Genomic DNA, 16,584 nt, shown 5'->3' on the forward strand with positions numbered 1-16,584 from the left:
ACCTAGATCTGCAAGCCCGCAGTCCCCAGCACAATCTCACCATCGAATTCCTGCCGCGCCGCGGCCACCGTGGCCTCCACATCTCCCCAGGGCTGGATGTGGATTAACACCAGCTTGCGAACGCCCGCCTCCCGTGCCGCACGCCCCGCCTCCGCGCCCGACATGTGCATACCAGGTGCCATACCCTCGGAGGAAGCCCCCCAGGTAGCCTCGCAAAGGAAGAGATCGGCACCCCGGGCGGCATCGACAAGCGCGGGCGTATAGGACGTATCGCCGGAATAAGTAATGATCTTCCCGGTTTTCGCGTGCTCTATGCGCAGCGCATAGGCCTCGACCGGGTGATTGACGGGGAAAGGGGTGATAAAGACGTCATCGACAAGTTGACGCTCCCCCGCTACCCACGGGCTAAACGCCAAGGTATCGGACATATCGTCGATCCCATCTGTTTCATCGGAAGACAAGCGGCCGAGGTGCGTCGGAGTGGTAGAGGGACCGAAGCAAAAGTTGCGCGAGACGGCCGGGGCGGTGGGATGGAAGCGGCGCCACACCATAAGGGAGGGGAAATCCGCGCAGTGATCCGCGTGCAGGTGGCTAAAAGCCACGTGAGCATCGCACGGATCCTGCAGTTTAGCCAGCTGGCCCAGTGTACCCGAACCCATATCCAGGATGATGGACGGTGCATTGTCGAAGGACACGACGTAGCCGGAAGCAGGGTTGTCTGCGGTGGGTACGCTACCGGAGCAGCCTAGGATGGTCAGCTTCATGAAATCAATAGTTCCATGAATCCGGCCCGAATGCTGGGACCGTGCGCAAAAGGGGGGGAAAGAATCTCGCTATGCTTAGCCAATTTGCGGTCCCAAAAAGCGTTTGGCTAGGCGGGTGAAAACCTCGGGATCACCAGTAGATTCGAAGGAGTGGACCGACTGGTTACCTTCCGGAGCAAGCATGTCGGTTTCCGTGAGCAGGCGGATGACGTCCTTGGTGGTCTCTTCCGAAGACGTCACCAGAGAAACGTTTTCGCCCATTGCCAGCTGGATAACGCCGGTAAGTAGCGGGTAGTGCGTACAGCCCAGCACCAAGGTGTCCACACCTTGGTCCTGCAAGGGTGCGAGATACCCCTCAGCAACGCCGAGGATCTGGCGGCCTGCGGTAATCCCGCGCTCGACAAAGGGCACGAAGTCCGGGCAGGCAGTAGCTACCGCCTCAACATTGGGGTTGAGCGCAAAAAGATCCTGGTACGCACCAGATTTGATGGTGCCCGTGGTGCCGATGACCCCGATTTTCCCATTGCGCGTGGTGGACATAGCGCGGCGCACAGCTGGATGAATGACCTCCACGACGGGGATATCGTAGCGCTCGCGGGCATCGTGCAGGAAGGCCGCAGTGGCGGTATTGCAGGCGATGACCAGCATCTTGCAGCCCCGTTCTACCAACTTATCAGCAATATCCTGGGAAAAAGCCCGTACCTGCGAGATGGGCAGCGGCCCATAAGGCCCGTGGGCAGTATCGCCAGTATAGATAACGGACTCTTGCGGCAACTGTTCCATCACCGCGCGGGCCACGGTCAGCCCACCGACGCCCGAATCAAAGATGCCGATGGGAGACGACGCGGTAGGCATTATTTCTTCTCAGCTTTCACCGGGTTATCGGAAGAGATGAACATACCGGCCAATACTCCGCCCAGGGCGCCAAAAAGATGGCCTTGCCAACTAACACCCTCAGAAACCGGCAGCACCCCCCAAATCAGCCCGGAATAGGAAAAGCCCAGGATAATGCCCAAGATAATTTGTAGCAGGGAGCGATTAAAAATACCGCGCACCACTAGGTAGGCCAGCCAGCCGTAGACTAGCCCGGACGCGCCGATATGGGAGGTTCCTGCTCCCCCCAACAACCACGTGCCAAGACCCGCCACCACGGTGGTGATCAAGGTGACTTCCCACCACACCCGGCGGCCCGACCAACCAATAAGGAAGCAAAACAGGGCGCCCGGCAGCGAGTTGGACATCAAGTGCTCCAAGCTCCCGTGCAGCAGCGGCGCCGTAATAATGCCCCACAGGCCGTCCACGTCGAGCGGGCGTATGCCGTAATTAGAAAGCCCACCACCGAAGACGACAGCGTTGATGAAGTGAACCGACCATCCCACCGCGAGGAACCCCAGGGCCAAGAATAAGCCGGTGCTTAAGCGGCCGCGGCCGCGATTGGTCGTGCTGGTCGGCGTCGGCCGATTACGTGAAGTTCCACCTATAGTCATAATGGCCTATATCTTAGTCAAGCAATTCGCGATAAGCGCGAAGCCCCAGGCCGGGACGTGCGGCCGTGACGGCGACAACAATGGCCTCCTCCACCACATCGGCCGCCGCACCACACAGCGAGACCATATCCACCTCGGCGGATTGCTGCGCCGTCGACAAGGCGAAAATGGTATCGCCATCCAATGGCGAATGCGCGGGGCGAACGGCACGTGCAATGCCGTCGTGGGCCGTCACGACAAGGCGTCGGGCCTGGGCTTTTGTGATGGGGGCATCAGTAAGCACGGCGCCAATCGTCGTATTCAGCTTCGCCGCCGGGTGAGGCAAGTCGCGGTAGGCAGCCGCGTTGACCGGTGTTCTCCCCGGCGCGCCATAAAGGCAGCCGGATTGCGGGTCGATGACTTCACCCACGGGATTGGCCACCATTGCGGCGCTGACCTCGTACTTTCCCACTTTACGAGTGGCGAATCCAAAGCCGCCACGCAACTTGCCTGCAGTAGCACCAACGCCAGCGCCCACCGTGCCGACGGTCTCATCGTGGCTAGTCATTGCTGCCCGCAAAGCCGCCGCGCCGTCCTCCGGTCCGGGGCGGGAGGGCCCTACCAGCAGATCGAAAATCACCGCAGCCGGCACGATAGGCACGCGCGGTCCGGGCTTATCCTCACCAAAGACGGGAAAACCGACGCCGTGCGCTTCCAGTTCGCGCATGACGCCGTCCGCGGCCGCCAAGCCAAAGGCGGACCCGCCGGCGAGCACAACGGCGTGGACGCGCTCAACCGTATTGTGCGGCTGCAAGAGATCGGTCTCGCGCGTGCCAGGCCCGCCGCCACGCACATCCACGCTGGCTAGCGCCCCCTTCGGACCGCAGTATAGGACGGTGGCGCCGGTATCCTCGCCGGAAAAATGGCCAATGCTAATGCCGTCAATCATTGATCCATCAACACTTGCAGCAAAGAATCCTGGCAATAGGCCAGCCATTCCACCAAAGTATCGCGATCCGTCATGAAATTGTCATTAGCTGCGTCCCCGGCAGCTACGTATAAGCGCAGGTCATTGAGCCCCGCCACGAAAGCCTGGGCTTCCTGCTCCGAAATTGCGACCCCTACCCCGCCGGTGGGACCAAGTGCATCGCCGATGACCTGCAGATTCGCCAGCTTCGCCCGCGCGATGTCGTTCTCGTGCAGCGAACGCAACAGGGACGCCTCACCATCGTATTCCTCATCGCCGGGCTTTTGGAAGTCCGGGAATAGCCGCGCCAGGGAGGCATCCTTTGGGGCCTCAGTATGGCCGACGGGCATGTCCAGCATTTCCGCCAGCTCGTCCTTTGGCGCGGACTGGGCGCGGCCTATGATCGCTTCAGAGACGGTGGCGGTAAGGTTGCCGATGACTTCGCGCTCCATGGGTTCGAATACCGCCGTGAATTTGGGCCCACGCATGAGCGATTTCTTCTTTTTCCACGGTTGCATCTATCTACCCTGCCTGTTGCATCGTCGCCCACAGACCAGCGATCTGGAGCTTTTTTACGTCTGCCTCTACCTTGTCTTTCTCACCGCTGGACACGGCGGCCTTGCCTTCCGTGTGGACCTGCATCATCAGCTCGTTGGCCCGCTTTTTGTCGTAGCCCAAAACGGTTTGGAATATGTAGGACACGTAGCTCATCAAATTGACGGGATCGTCCCAGACGATGCACATCCACGGCAGGTTCTCGCTCGTGGCCACATCGACTTCGATTGCTTCATCCAAGTCGGGCGTAGCCATGGGAGAGCTCATACAGACTTCGGGGTGTTGCGGCTTCATGCCTTATAGCCTAATCAATTTTCGCTGGCATTTTGAGTATTCGGTCGCCCCCAGCTCACCGAGGTGGTGGCCGAGTATACTGAAAGCTGCTGAAGCTGTGAGTAGTATCAAGCCCATGAATGACATAGCACGCCCTATCGATCACTCCACCGCCTTGCTCACGGATAAATACGAGCTCACCATGCTGCAAGCCGCGCTTCGCGATGGCTCCGCCCACCGCAACGTAACTTGTGAGGTATTTTCCCGCCGCCTGCCCAATGAGCGTCGTTATGGCGTCGTCGCCGGCACCGACCGCGTGCTACGCGCTGTAGAGAACTTTCGCTTCTCCCCCGAGCAGCTAGAACAGATGGATTTTCTGGATGCAGATACCCGCCTGTACCTGCGCGACTGGCACTTTTCTGGGCAGATCGATGGCTACCGCGAAGGCGAGCTGTACTTTCCCAACTCACCCATCTTGACGGTGCGCGGCACCTTTGGTGAATGCTTGATGCTTGAAACCATCGTGCTATCCATCTTGAATGCCGATTCCGCCGTTGCCTCTGCCGCGTCCCGCATGGTCACCGCCGCCGATGGGCGCCCAATTTTAGAGATGGGCAGCCGCCGCACCCACGAGTACGCGGCTGTGACCGCCGCCCGCGCGGCGTACCTCGCGGGTTTTACCGCCACCTCCAACCTGGAGGCCGGCTTCCGCTACGGCATACCGGTATCCGGCACCGCCGCCCACGCCTGGACCCTGGCGCATACGAACCCGGATGGCACCAGTAATGAGGAAGCGGCCTTCCGAGCACAAATCGATACCTTGGGCATCGATACCACCCTGCTGGTGGATACGTACGACATCACCAAGGGCGTCGAAACCGCTGTCAAGGTCGGCGGCCCAGAACTTGGCGGAGTGCGCATCGATTCTGGTGACTTGGGCGCAGTGACCCGCCGCGTGCGCAAACAGCTCGACGAGCTAGGCAATCACAACACCAATATCGTTGTCTCCTCTGATTTAGATGAGTTCACTATCGCGGGTCTGCGCGGCGATCCCGTCGATGTCTACGGCGTAGGCACCTCCGTGGTCACTGGCTCTGGTGCCCCGACCGCGGGCATGGTCTACAAGGTCGTCGAGGTTGACGGCGTGCCGGTGGCCAAACGCTCATCCTCTAAGCACTCGGTGGGTGGGGCCAAGCGCGCGCTGCGCACCTACCGGTCTTCCGGCGTCGCTGTAGAAGAAGTCGTCTACCCCTTTTCCTCGGAGGCACCGGATACCGGTCAGCTCACCACCCGTGAGTTAACCACTGCTTTGATGCGCGACGGGCATATTGTAGAGAACCTGCCCGATCTGAAGGCCTCCCGCGTCTACCTAGACGAGGCCCGCAAAACTCTGCCATGGGAAGGCCTCGCACTCTCGCGTGGTGACGCCGCCGTGCCCACACGAATGGTGGGCTTCGCGGACTAGGCCGCTAGACTGTGTGGGGTGAATGAGCCCCTGAACCACGACACGGAAACGCTGCTCGGCGCAGCGGTGGATGCGCTCGGCGGTTCTCGCCGCGAAGGCCAGGTTCGCATGGCCAACGCGGTATCCAAGGCCTTAGAGACTGAGCGGCACCTAGCCGTCCAGGCGGGTACGGGTACGGGTAAATCCCTGGCCTACCTGGTTCCGGCCATACGGCATGCGATGAAATCGGGTTCCACCGTCGTCGTATCCACAGCCACGCTGGCCCTACAACGCCAGTTGGTAGAGCGCGACCTGCCGCGGCTGACGAAGACGCTCTCAGATGTCATGGAGCGCACCCCCACCTTCGCCATCATGAAGGGCCGCAACAATTACGTGTGCCTGAATAAGATCGCGGCCACCCCGGATGACCCTGAAGCTCTAATCGATGAATCCGATATCTCCTACCGGGGCAAGACCGTTCGCCGCATCCACGACTGGGCGCAGGAGACCAAGACCGGCGACCGAGACGATTTAGAGCCTGGCGTTCCGGATCTCGTGTGGCGAGCGGTATCGGTAACTTCGAAAGAATGCTTAGGCGCCGGGCGCTGCCCGCACGGTGCGGATTGTTTCGCCGAAGAAGCCCGCAGGGCAGCTGCCGATGTCGATATCATTGTTACCAACCACGCTATGCTCGCCATCGATGCCATCTCTGAGGCCAATATCCTCCCCGAGCATGATGTCGCGATCATCGATGAGGCACACGAGCTCGACGGGCGCATCACCTCCGTTTCCACTGCGGAGATTACCTCCCGCGCCATTAAGATGGCGGCAAATCGAGCAAAGTCTTTAGGCAATGCCGGAAACCTGGCAGATTTGGCTGATGAATTCGATGATGTGCTGCACGCCCAGGAACCGGGCCGCTGGACAAATTTAGATGAGACCTCCCAGGCGCACTTGCGAGCGCTTGCCGATGAGTTCTTGCGCGTCAAATCCCTCATCTCCCGCGCCCCAGACGGCGAGGTCAACAATGACCCCGAAAAGAACGCCGAACGCCAAAACTTAAGCAATCACCTCACGGACTTAGCCGAGGCGATCGGGCGAATCCTGGAAATCTTCGCTACCGACGATCCTGCCGTGCACGACGATGTGGTATGGCTGGAAGGCACCGATACACTTGCCGTCGCGCCGCTGTCTATCGCGCAAATGCTGCGCGAGAACCTGTTTGGAGAGCAAACGGTAGTGCTCACTTCGGCTACCCTGACCCTGGGCGGGCGGTTCGACGCCATGGCAGCACAGTGGGGCTTGCCGTCCGGTACCTTTGACTCACTCGATGCAGGCACGCCATTTAATCCGGCTAAATCCGGCATCTTGTATACCGCTAAGCACCTCCCGGCGCCGGGGCGAGATGGCCTTTCCTCCGAAACCCTGGAGGAAATGTATCAGCTCATCATGGCAGCCGGCGGGCGCACGCTAGGATTATTCTCCTCGCGCCGAGCGGTAGAAGAAGCCGCGGAGGCCTTAGCGCCACGCCTGCCGTTTGACCTTTATGTGCAGGGCGAAGATGCTATCGGCACGCTTGTAGAAAAGTTTTCCACGAAGGAAAATTCCTGCCTCTTTGGCACCTTGACCCTCTGGCAGGGCGTGGATGTGCCGGGGCCATCGTGCTCACTGGTCCTCATCGACCGCATCCCCTTCCCTCGGCCCGATAACCCACTGCTTCAGGCCCGCTCACAGGCCGCTGACGCCGCCGGACGATCCGGGTTCATGGAGGTCTCCGCCAATCACGCGGCTCTGCTCATGGCGCAGGGATCAGGACGGCTTTTGCGCCACGTCACGGACCGCGGGGTCGTCGCAGTGCTGGATAACCGGCTGGAATACAAGCGCTACGGCGCTTTCCTCAAAGCGTCCATGCCGCCGTTCTGGCAAACCACAAACCCGGAGACAGTGCGCGGGGCGCTTAAGCGATTGGTCGCCGCAGCGCACACACGGTAGCCGAGTCTGGGGCGATCTCAGTAAACCCGGCATCGATAATGACCACCGCGTCCTCCTGCGCACAGGCGGTGCGAAATAACTCCGCGTCCACCTCGCGAACGACGAGTGGAAAACCTTCTGCCGCCCAGGCGGCGGCTTCCTCTTGACTCATGTCCGCGGCGAGCATCATCGAACCGTGACCCACCTGGGCAGCGGCTTTTCCTGCGGTCATGACGAGGCTGCGGTCAACGTAGATAATGGGGGCATCGGCAAGCGGGGGCCCTGGCTGATCCATCGCGAGGTCGGTATGACCGATCTGCAGCTTATTAATTAACGGGTCCACCTCACCCACCGCAGAGGGCGCAAAAGCACGCGCGCGATCATCGACGGTCACACCAGGCAGCAGCTGCACATCGCGCCATGCCTTGTTGCGTGCGCGCCGAGCTATTTTGCGGATCCGGTGTCCATACCAACCCGCGAGTGCTGCCGCGAAGGCACCGTCCTCACCGGCGCGATCATCCAAGCAGGCAGCCACCACGGCGCGAGCGGCTGCGGCGAGCACCTCACTGCGCGCTGGGGTCCCCTGCTTGGGAAGGTGAAGGGCTATCTGCATAGCTTGCACGGTGGACGGATCCGCAGGGTCCTCGTGGGAATCCCGGGCAGTGCAGGCAGCGACGAGGCGTTGGTGCGCTATCGCAAACTTAGTCACCGGCAATCCCCACCATGGGTAGGACAGCATCAAGGCGACGAGAGGTGATGCAAGCATCAGCGACCTCTCGCAGCGCCGGCTTCGCATCGAAGGCAATGCCTAGCCCGGCGGCAGTGACCATGGCGATATCATTAGCGCCATCACCCACCGCGACGGTAGACTCCATACCGATTCCCGAATCCGCAGCGAATTCGCGCAGCAAATCCTCCTTGGCTTGGCGGTCGACGATCTGACCCGTGACTTTGCCCGTCAGCTTGCCATCGCGGATTTCGAGAGTATTTGCCCGAACGTAGTCGAGCTGGAGGTCTTTAGCCAGGCCCTCGAGTACTTGTATAAAGCCGCCCGAGACCACAGCAGTGCGGTGGCCTAAGCGGCGAAGCGTACTGATAGCTTTTTTCGCGCCCGGGCTAAGCTCGATATCGCGCGCGACCTCATCGATAATGGAGGCATCGAGTCCTTCAAGAACCGCAACGCGCTCGCGCAGCGACTCCGCGAAGTCCAATTCACCACGCATAGCCCGCTCGGTCACGGCGGCCACCTCTTCTTCTTTACCCGCGTGTGCGGCGAGCATCTCGATGACCTCACCTTCAATGAGGGTTGAATCGCAGTCAAAGCACACCAACCGCTGCCTCCGGTTAGCCAGACTCTCGAGGCAGATATCGATGTCGCGTTCATTGGCGACCTGCCGCAGGTCACGTCGCGCTGCGGCGGCGTCTTCTAGTATCACGGTAAGCTCCACGGCACAAAGAGACTCCAGTTCTATCCTGCGCATGCGGAGCGTCTTTCCTTTCACCGCCCCCTGGGCCGCAGTAATATCCGCCGCAGTAATCTTCGCGCCGATGAGCGCGACCGCGTAGCTCGGTGCTACAGACACCTCATGTCCAAAAGGCGCCATAGCGTCGCGCAAATGCCCCTCGAGGGCTGTGGTCTCGCGGCCGAGACTACCACACTGCGCGGTAAGCGAGAGATGGTTGGACGACGTGGCGAGATGGAGATCGGCACGCGAGACGGAAAAATCAGCCAACGTGGTAAAAAAAGCCGCGGCTGCGCCGGCTTCATTCGGTCCAAAGCTAGTAATGGTCATGGTATCAGCTTGAGTATTCACATCGGCTATTATCCCATACACGCCAAAGCCGCCTTCCCTACCTTTTTAAGGCTGGAGAAGGCGGCTGCAGTCAGGAGTTAAAGTGCGGGTCTAGTGCTTGCCCACGTGGGCTTCCGCGCGCATGCGCTCAACCATGTGTGGGTAGTGCAGCTCGAATGCCGGGCGCTCGGAGCGAATGCGTGGCAAAGAGGTGAAGTTGTGGCTCGGCGGCGGGCAGGAGGTTGCCCACTCCAAGGAGTTGCCATAGCCCCACGGGTCATCCACCGTAACGACCTCGCCGTAGCGCCAGGACTTAAAGACGTTCCAGATGAGCGGAATAACAGAAGCACCAAGAACGAAGGAGAAGATGGTGGAAATCTGGTTAAAGACCGTGAATCCATCAGACTCCAAGTAGTCAGCGTAACGACGCGGCATACCCATGTTGCCGACCCAGTGCTGAACTAGGAAGGTGCCGTGGAAGCCGACGAAGGTCAGCCAGAAGTGAATCTTGCCCAAGCGCTCATCTAGCATGCGGCCGGTCATCTTCGGGAACCAGAAGTACAGGCCACCGAATGCGGAGAACACAACCGTACCGAACAGGGTGTAGTGGAAGTGTGCAATCAGGAAGTAGGATTCAGCCAAGTGGAAGTCCAGCGCCGGCGAGGCAAGCATGACACCGGTCATACCGCCGAAGAGGAAGGTTCCCATGAAGCCCATGACCCAAATCATCGGGGTATCCCAAGTGATGTGGCCCTTCCACATGGTGCCGACCCAGTTGAAGAACTTGACACCGGTAGGCACCGCAATAAGGAATGTCATGAACGAGAAGAATGGCAGCAAAATAGCGCCGGTAACAAACAGGTGGTGTGCCCACACGGCCATAGACAGCGAACCGATGGCCAGGATGGCGAAGACCAAGCCGATGTAACCAAAAACTGGCTTACGAGAGAACACCGGGACGATCTCAGAGACAACGCCGAAGAACGGCAGCGCGAGAACGTAAACCTCAGGGTGGCCGAAGAACCATAACAGGTGCTGCCACAGAATGGCACCGCCGTTAGCAGAATCGTAGATGTGGCCGCCCAGCTTGCGGTCATACAGCACGCCCAAGGCGGCTGCGGTCAGCAACGGGAAGATCATCAGCACGATAACGGAGGCGGTGAAGATTGCCCAGCAGAAGACCGGCATACGGAACATGGTCATGCCCGGTGCGCGCAAGGTCAGAATGGTGGTGATCATGTTGACGGCGGAGGCAATAGTACCGACACCGGTAGCACCCACGCCGACGATCCACATATCGGCGCCGATACCGGGGGTATGCACGCCATCAGCAAGCGGCATATACATTGTCCATCCGAAGTCAGCCGCACCGCCAGGGGTGACAAAGCCCAGCAGCATGACGACACCACCGAGCAGGGTAACCCAGAAACCAAAGGCATTCAGACGCGGGAAGGCCACGTCCGGCGCGCCGATCTGGAGGGGCAGGATGTAGTTGCCAAAGGCCCATACCACTGGCGTAGCAAACAACAGCAGCATCACGGTGCCATGCATGGTGAACAGCTGGTTGAACTGCTCATTCGACAGGAACTGCAGACCCGGGGTAAAGAGCTCCGCACGAATCAGCAATGCCATAAATCCACCGAGGAAAAAGAAGCTGAAAGCCATGATCATGTACATGATGCCCAGCTGCTTGTGGTCAGTGGTGGTTAAAAATACCCAAGCCTTTGAACCGGTCTTTGCTCTACCGGTTGGCTCTGGACGTGTGGGAGCGACGTAGTCGTCGACCCGTGGCGCCACAGCGGTCATAGAATCCTCCTGAATAACAAAGTGTCAGCGGACTAAGTCCGCCTACACCTAGGTTTACCCCGATAATATTAGGACACTTTCCCCAGTTGTTGCCAGCTTCCCACAAAGGTCTTCCAGCTTGGCGCACTACTTCATTTACCACAACTGTCCCATAGCCCCTGCACCTGGGGCGGGCACCATTCAAGGCTTATACCCCTCGATCCTAACTGCGGTGTCACATGTCACAAAAAATACGGTATATGCAGGTCAAAAACTGAAAAACGCACCCCCGCTCGTTATCAACCTTTCGGTTGAGTCCGAAGTGAAGGTGCGCGAGGACTAAGAGCGGTTAGAAGTCCCAGTCATCGTCCGTGGTGTCCTCGGCCTTACCGATAACGTAGGACGAACCCGAGCCGGAGAAGAAGTCGTGATTCTCGTCGGCATTTGGTGACAGCGAGGACAAGATGGCCGGCGAGACGCGGGTTTCATCGGCCGGGAAGAGGCCCTCGAAGCCCAGGTTATTCAGGGCCTTATTGGCGTTATAGCGCAAGAAACGCTTGACGTCTTCGCTCCAGCCCAGCTCGTCATAAAGGTCCTCCGTGTAATCGATCTCATTGTCATAGAGCTCGAAAGCCAGATCAAAGGTGTATTCCTTCAATTCTGCCTGGCGCTTTTCATCTAGCTTCTTGTATTGCTGCTGGAATTTATAGCCAATGTAGTATCCATGCACGGCCTCGTCACGGATGATCAGACGAATAATGTCGGCGGTATTGGTCAGCTTCGCGCGGGAAGAGAAGTACATTGGCAGGTAGAAGCCGGAGTAGAACAAAAAGGACTCCAGCAGCGTAGAGGCCACCTTCTTCTTCAATGGGTCATCGCCGTTGTAGTAGGCCAAGATAATCTTGGCCTTCCGTTGCAGATTTTCGTTTTCCTCGGACCAGCGAAAGGCGTCATTGATCATCGGCGTGGAAGCCAAAGTCATAAAAATATTGGAATAGGACTTAGCGTGCACCGATTCCATGAAGGCGATATTGGTATACACCGCCTCCTCGTGCAGGGTCTGCGAGTCCGGCAGCAGAGAAATCGCGCCCACCGTACCTTGGATAGTATCCAACAGAGTCAGGCCGGTGAAGACCCGCATAGTAGTTTCTTTTTCCTTGTCCGTCAGCGTTTTCCAGCTGGGGAGATCATTAGAAACCGGGACCTTTTCCGGGAGCCAGAAGTTGCCGGTCAACCTCTCCCATACCTCGAGGTCTTTATCATCGGGGATGGTATTCCAGTTGATAGCTTTAACCGGGCTTTCATGACTAGCAACGTAGTCATCGTATTCGTGCGGCACGCGATGTCACTCCAATGCTTCACTGTGTAGAATTTCGAGTCCCAGCATACCCAATGCCATCGCACCTCAACCCGCCGCATCGCGCCTACGCTAAAAGCGCACTATACAGCCAAGAAAGGACGACCACGCTATGGTAAAAACCACTCCCCTATTAGGCCCTGTAGTCGACCAACTTGGCACGGATATCGTCAGTGGGAATATGGCAGAAGGCACACGGTTTCGGCTCGAGGACATCGAAAAGCGCTTTGGCATCTCCCGCACCGTAGCGCGCGAAGCGATGCGCACGCTCGAGCATTTGGGGATGATTTCCTCTGGGCGCAGGGTGGGCCTCAGGGTGTTGCCGCGCAGCAGCTGGGCGGTTTATGATCCAGCTATTATTTCGTGGCGGCTGGCGCACGATAAAACACGCCCGGAACAGGCCGCCCGCCTCAACGAGCTGCGCCTTGGCGTCGAGCCGGTGGCAGCCCAGCTTGCCGCGCGTAATGCCACCCCGCAGCAGCGCCGCGAATTGCTGCGGCTAGCCGGGCGCCTCGCCGAGCTCGAGACCACCCCTTCCCCACGGGTGGGCGACGAGCTCGAAACCGACCTGCAATTCCATACCATCATCCTGGAGGCCTCCGGCAACGAGATGTTCGCGGCTTTGGCGCCGACATTGTTGGCAATGTTAAAGGGCAAGTCCGTATTTGGTTCCCGAAAGCGGGATCCGATTCGCGGCACCGCGCAGCTACATATGGAATTAGCGCAGGAGATTAACGCTGGCGAGGCCGAAGCCGCCGAGCGTACCTCCCGCGCTATCCTGGACCGCACTCGCTCTTAGAGCATGCAGGAAACACAACCTTCGATCTCGGTGCCTTCCAGGGCCATCTGACGAACGCGAATATAGTATAAGGTCTTAATGCCCTTGCGCCAAGCGTAAATCTGCGCTTTATTGACATCGCGAGTGGTAGCAGTGTCCTTGAAGAACAGCGTCAACGATAGCCCCTGGTCCACGTACTTGGTGGCTGCAGCATAGGTATCGACGATCTTCTCGTAGCCAATTTCGTAAGAGTCCTTGAAATACTCCAAGTTGTCATTGTCCATATGCGCGGCTGGGTAGTACACGCGGCCAATCTTGCCTTCCTTGCGGATTTCAATCTTGGAAGCAATCGGGTGGATGGACGAAGTCGAATTGTTGATATAGGAAATCGAGCCCGTCGGCGGCACCGCCTGCAGGTTGCGGTTGTAGAGCCCGTGCTTGGCGACGTCCTCCTTCAACAGCGCCCAGTCCTCTGCGGTGGGTGTGTAGACCGAGGAGGCATCGAAAAGAGCCTTAACCTTTTCCGTGCGCGGCTGGAAATCCGCTGGATCGTAGGAGTCGAAGAACTCGCCGGTAGCGTAGTCGGATTCCGCAAACTCACTAAAGGTCGTGCCGCGTTCGCGGGCAATCTTATTGGAAGCGCGCAGTGCGGCATACATGATGGCCGCGAAGTAGGCGTTGGTAAAATCCAGCCCCTCCTCGGAGCCGTACTCGATGCGCTCGCGGCCCAGGTATCCGTGCAGGTTCATCTGGCCCAAGCCGATGGCATGCGAGTCATCGTTGCCCTTGCGCACGGACGGCACGGAATCGATAGAGGTCTTATCCGCCACGGAGGTCAGTCCACGAATCGCTGTCTCCACCGTCTGGGAGAAGTTCGGCGAATCCATGGTCATGGCTATGTTCAGCGAACCTAGGTTGCAGGAAATATCATTGCCCACCTGGTCATAAGACAGGTCCGCGTTGAGTTCCGATGGGGAATTAACCTGCAGGATCTCCGAGCACAGGTTGGACATATTGATCCGGGAGGTCTTGACCGGGTTGGCGCGGTTTACCGTATCTTCGAACATCATGTAGGGGTAACCGGACTCGAATTGCAGCTCCGCCACGGTTTGGAAAAAATGGCGCGCGTTAATCTTCTTCTTGCGAATGCGCGGATCTTCAACCATTTCTTCGTAATGCTCGGTAATGGAGATATCGCCGAAGGCCTTGCCGTAAACGCGTTCGACATCGTATGGCGAGAACAGGTACATATCGTCATTGTTCTTAGCAAGCTCGAAAGTGATATCAGGAATCACCACGCCCAAGGACAGCGTCTTAATGCGGATCTTTTCATCTGCGTTCTCACGCTTGGTGTCGAGGAAGTTCATGATATCTGGATGATGGGCGTTGAGGTACACCGCTCCTGCCCCCTGGCGTGCGCCCAGCTGGTTAGCATAGGAGAACGCATCCTCCAGCATCTTCATCACCGGGATGACACCAGAGGATTGGTTCTCGATGTGCTTAATAGGCGCGCCGGATTCGCGGATATTGGACAGCAGCAGCGCAACACCGCCACCACGCTTAGACAGCTGCAGCGCGGAGTTGATGGAGCGACCAATGGATTCCATGTTGTCTTCAATGCGCAACAGGAAGCAGGAGACCAATTCGCCGCGTTGTTGCTTTCCGGCATTCAAGAAGGTCGGCGTAGCCGGTTGGAAGCGGCCAGTCATGATCTCATCGACGAGGCGCTCTGCTAGCTCACAATCGCCATCACCCAGGAAAAGCGCCGTCATAGAGACGCGGTCCTCAAAGCGTTCGAGGTACCGGCGGCCGTCGAATGTCTTCAGGGTATAGCTGGTGTAGTACTTATAGGCACCAAGGAAGGACTTGAAGCGGAATTTATAAGAATAGGCGCGTTTGAATAAGGACTTGATAAATTCGAAGTCATAAGCCTCAATGACCGCAGGAGCATAGTACTTGTTGCGCACCAGATAACCGATCTTTTCTTCCAGGTCATGGAAGTACACCGTGTTCTGATTAACGTGCTGCAAAAAGAACTGGTTAGCGGCCTCGCGGTCCTTATCAAACTGAATCTTGCCATCTCCATCGTAGAGATTCAGCATGGCATTCAACGCGTGGTAATCCAGCTGCTCTTGCGGCGATACTGGCTCTGCTACTGTCTTTCCCAATTGCTTACTCAAAGCTGACGCGGCCTTTCTTAAATTAGGATCTATAGGTGTGTCGCACCACGGCTAGGCTGCCGCATCCAGTCCCAGCAAGGAGGCGTTAGCCAGCAAACCTTCGCGACAAATCTTTATATCTTCATCGTTGCCGAGCAATTCGAAACGATATACATAGGGCACCTTACATTTGGCGCTGATGACGTCACCAGCTTTACCAAAATCGGCACCGAAGTTGCTATTTCCCCCAGCGATAACCGCCCGAATAAGACCGCGGTTGTGCTCATTGTTAAGGAATCTAATCACCTGCACCGGTACGGGCCGGGAGTTTTGGTGACTAATGGAGGCACCCCCGCCGTAAGTAGGACATACTAAGACGAAAGGCTCATCGACCACTAGCGGCTCCTCAGTGCGGCGAAGGGGGATTCGTGCGCTAGGAAAACCTAGCTTCTGCACAAACCGGTGCGTATTTTCCGTAGTAGAGGAAAAATACACGACCAACATCATGGCACCTCCTTCCCCGGCTAATTACGCAGAGGCGGCTAGTACTGCGAGGTTCTTGATGCGGTCAGGACGGAAGCCAGACCAGTGCTCTCCGTGTGCTTCCACGACTGGTGCCTGGACGTAGCCTAAAGCCATAATGTAGTCGCGGGCCTCGTTGTCCACGGTAACATCTACCACGCTATATTCCAGGCCCGCGCGGTCAAGAGCTTTCTTGGTGGCATTGCACTGAACGCAGGCAGGCTTGGTGTAGACGGTGATAGACATAAAAACTCCCTAAAATCCCTTTCCGAGTTGTTTTTTGCCCGTGGAAAGCGGTGGCGCCGACCTTTTCTCAGGCCGATTCCTGCACCACTCCGAGCGACACCTACGACACTATACTTTGGGGGAATTGACTGCAACTAACACAATATATAGTAGTTACACCCGTGGTATTCCCAGGCGGACTAAGGGTGAGACCCCACATGTTGACCGCCCTGACATCCAACCATGAAACTACACGCCTGACATTCCTGCAGATTTACCTTCTGTTCACCTAGACATGTGTTAAAGTTCACATTCTGGCCCTAAACGGTAGTAACAAAAAATCCGCCCCACTCCGAATAATTGGAGGAGGCGGATTTTCTTAAGTTTCACTTAGCCCTGACGAGCTTTGAAACGTGGATCCTTCTTGTTGATCACGAAGACCTTACCGTGGCGGCGAATAACCTGGGCGCCCGGCTTCTTCTTCAGCGACCGAAGGGACTTACGGACCTTCATCGGGCGCTCCTT

At 57.9% G+C, this 16,584-nt stretch carries 17 protein-coding genes; 3 read left to right on the forward strand and 14 right to left on the reverse strand.

The features are described from left to right. Positions 1-2 precede the first annotated feature (2 nt). The 6 genes from D9V82_RS00905 to clpS all read right to left on the reverse strand — a co-directional run bounded on the left by D9V82_RS00905 (position 3) and on the right by clpS (position 4,046). Complete coding sequence (locus tag D9V82_RS00905) at positions 3-764, reverse strand: MBL fold metallo-hydrolase (RefSeq protein WP_121910527.1); 762 nt, start codon at positions 762-764, stop codon at positions 3-5. Between the two features lie 75 nt (positions 765-839). Beyond that, positions 840-1,619 (reverse strand): glutamate racemase, encoded by a 780-nt coding sequence (gene murI, locus D9V82_RS00910; protein WP_121910528.1) that lies wholly within the window; start codon positions 1,617-1,619, stop codon positions 840-842. Then, complete coding sequence (locus D9V82_RS00915; protein ID WP_121910529.1) at positions 1,619-2,251, reverse strand: rhomboid family intramembrane serine protease; 633 nt, start codon at positions 2,249-2,251, stop codon at positions 1,619-1,621. The genes murI and D9V82_RS00915 overlap by 1 nt, the downstream gene beginning before the upstream one ends. Before the next feature lie 13 nt (positions 2,252-2,264). Beyond that, positions 2,265-3,179: a P1 family peptidase gene (locus D9V82_RS00920; protein ID WP_121910530.1), complete on the reverse strand. Its 915-nt coding sequence runs from the start codon at positions 3,177-3,179 to the stop codon at positions 2,265-2,267. Next, positions 3,176-3,715 carry a DUF2017 domain-containing protein gene (locus D9V82_RS00925; protein ID WP_121910531.1) on the reverse strand — a complete coding sequence of 180 codons (540 nt, stop codon included), beginning with the start codon at positions 3,713-3,715 and terminating at the stop codon, positions 3,176-3,178. Before D9V82_RS00925 ends, D9V82_RS00920 begins: the two co-directional genes overlap by 4 nt. A 4-nt stretch (positions 3,716-3,719) precedes the next feature. Then, a complete protein-coding gene (gene clpS / locus D9V82_RS00930) occupies positions 3,720-4,046 on the reverse strand; it encodes an ATP-dependent Clp protease adapter ClpS (protein WP_183122410.1) in 327 nt (108 codons plus the stop codon). A 115-nt stretch (positions 4,047-4,161) separates the two neighbouring features. Between clpS and D9V82_RS00935 the strand changes: the two genes are divergently transcribed. Next, on the forward strand, positions 4,162-5,490 hold the full coding sequence (locus D9V82_RS00935; protein ID WP_121910532.1) for a nicotinate phosphoribosyltransferase: 1,329 nt from the start codon (positions 4,162-4,164) through the stop codon (positions 5,488-5,490). 18 nt (positions 5,491-5,508) lie between these two features. Next, complete coding sequence (locus D9V82_RS00940) at positions 5,509-7,461, forward strand: ATP-dependent DNA helicase (RefSeq protein WP_167449704.1); 1,953 nt, start codon at positions 5,509-5,511, stop codon at positions 7,459-7,461. Here the strand turns inward: D9V82_RS00940 and D9V82_RS00945 are convergent. From D9V82_RS00945 to nrdF, 4 genes are all read right to left on the reverse strand, one after another. Beyond that, complete coding sequence (locus tag D9V82_RS00945; protein WP_121910534.1) at positions 7,427-8,149, reverse strand: peptidyl-tRNA hydrolase; 723 nt, start codon at positions 8,147-8,149, stop codon at positions 7,427-7,429. The two genes, D9V82_RS00940 and D9V82_RS00945, sit on opposite strands and share 35 nt — an antisense overlap. Then, on the reverse strand, positions 8,142-9,263 hold the full coding sequence (gene serB / locus D9V82_RS00950) for a phosphoserine phosphatase SerB (protein WP_121910679.1): 1,122 nt from the start codon (positions 9,261-9,263) through the stop codon (positions 8,142-8,144). Before serB ends, D9V82_RS00945 begins: the two co-directional genes overlap by 8 nt. An 81-nt stretch (positions 9,264-9,344) precedes the next feature. Further along, the gene (gene ctaD, locus D9V82_RS00955; protein WP_121910535.1) at positions 9,345-11,039 is read right to left on the reverse strand and encodes an aa3-type cytochrome oxidase subunit I; all 1,695 of its coding nucleotides are present in this window, start codon (positions 11,037-11,039) and stop codon (positions 9,345-9,347) included. Positions 11,040-11,367: 328 nt separating this feature from the next. Then, a complete protein-coding gene (nrdF, locus tag D9V82_RS00960) occupies positions 11,368-12,357 on the reverse strand; it encodes a class 1b ribonucleoside-diphosphate reductase subunit beta (RefSeq protein ID WP_121910536.1) in 990 nt (329 codons plus the stop codon). A gap of 130 nt (positions 12,358-12,487) precedes the next feature. Between nrdF and D9V82_RS00965 the strand changes: the two genes are divergently transcribed. After that, positions 12,488-13,174, forward strand: a complete 687-nt coding sequence (locus D9V82_RS00965; RefSeq protein ID WP_121910537.1) for a FadR/GntR family transcriptional regulator — start codon at positions 12,488-12,490, stop codon at positions 13,172-13,174. On the opposite strand, the gene nrdE is transcribed toward D9V82_RS00965, so the two are convergent. The 4 genes from nrdE to ykgO all read right to left on the reverse strand — a co-directional run bounded on the left by nrdE (position 13,171) and on the right by ykgO (position 16,572). Then, the gene (gene nrdE, locus D9V82_RS00970; protein WP_121910538.1) at positions 13,171-15,333 is read right to left on the reverse strand and encodes a class 1b ribonucleoside-diphosphate reductase subunit alpha; all 2,163 of its coding nucleotides are present in this window, start codon (positions 15,331-15,333) and stop codon (positions 13,171-13,173) included. The genes D9V82_RS00965 and nrdE overlap by 4 nt on opposite strands. Positions 15,334-15,384: 51 nt before the next feature. Then, the gene (gene nrdI, locus D9V82_RS00975) at positions 15,385-15,816 is read right to left on the reverse strand and encodes a class Ib ribonucleoside-diphosphate reductase assembly flavoprotein NrdI (RefSeq protein WP_121910539.1); all 432 of its coding nucleotides are present in this window, start codon (positions 15,814-15,816) and stop codon (positions 15,385-15,387) included. Positions 15,817-15,840: 24 nt separating this feature from the next. Further along, positions 15,841-16,080 carry a glutaredoxin-like protein NrdH gene (nrdH, locus tag D9V82_RS00980; protein WP_121910540.1) on the reverse strand — a complete coding sequence of 80 codons (240 nt, stop codon included), beginning with the start codon at positions 16,078-16,080 and terminating at the stop codon, positions 15,841-15,843. A gap of 369 nt (positions 16,081-16,449) precedes the next feature. Continuing rightward, positions 16,450-16,572, reverse strand: coding sequence for a type B 50S ribosomal protein L36 (gene ykgO, locus D9V82_RS00985; RefSeq protein WP_003847162.1), 123 nt, complete (start codon positions 16,570-16,572; stop codon positions 16,450-16,452). Between the last annotated feature and the right edge of the window lie 12 nt (positions 16,573-16,584).

It is taken from the genome of Corynebacterium macginleyi, from assembly GCF_003688935.1.
GTDB lineage: Bacteria > Actinomycetota > Actinomycetes > Mycobacteriales > Mycobacteriaceae > Corynebacterium > Corynebacterium macginleyi.

Coding starts and splice junctions, on each gene's coding strand:
- nrdI (WP_121910539.1), bottom strand. CDS start 15,816: ATGTTGGTCGTGTATTTTTCCTCTACTACGGAAAATACGCACCGGTTT.
- D9V82_RS00965 (WP_121910537.1), top strand. CDS start 12,488: ATGGTAAAAACCACTCCCCTATTAGGCCCTGTAGTCGACCAACTTGGC.
- D9V82_RS00905 (WP_121910527.1), bottom strand. CDS start 764: ATGAAGCTGACCATCCTAGGCTGCTCCGGTAGCGTACCCACCGCAGAC.
- clpS (WP_183122410.1), bottom strand. CDS start 4,046: ATGAAGCCGCAACACCCCGAAGTCTGTATGAGCTCTCCCATGGCTACG.
- murI (WP_121910528.1), bottom strand. CDS start 1,619: ATGCCTACCGCGTCGTCTCCCATCGGCATCTTTGATTCGGGCGTCGGT.
- ctaD (WP_121910535.1), bottom strand. CDS start 11,039: ATGACCGCTGTGGCGCCACGGGTCGACGACTACGTCGCTCCCACACGT.
- D9V82_RS00920 (WP_121910530.1), bottom strand. CDS start 3,179: ATGATTGACGGCATTAGCATTGGCCATTTTTCCGGCGAGGATACCGGC.
- nrdH (WP_121910540.1), bottom strand. CDS start 16,080: ATGTCTATCACCGTCTACACCAAGCCTGCCTGCGTTCAGTGCAATGCC.
- D9V82_RS00925 (WP_121910531.1), bottom strand. CDS start 3,715: ATGCAACCGTGGAAAAAGAAGAAATCGCTCATGCGTGGGCCCAAATTC.
- D9V82_RS00915 (WP_121910529.1), bottom strand. CDS start 2,251: ATGACTATAGGTGGAACTTCACGTAATCGGCCGACGCCGACCAGCACG.
- D9V82_RS00935 (WP_121910532.1), top strand. CDS start 4,162: ATGAATGACATAGCACGCCCTATCGATCACTCCACCGCCTTGCTCACG.
- ykgO (WP_003847162.1), bottom strand. CDS start 16,572: ATGAAGGTCCGTAAGTCCCTTCGGTCGCTGAAGAAGAAGCCGGGCGCC.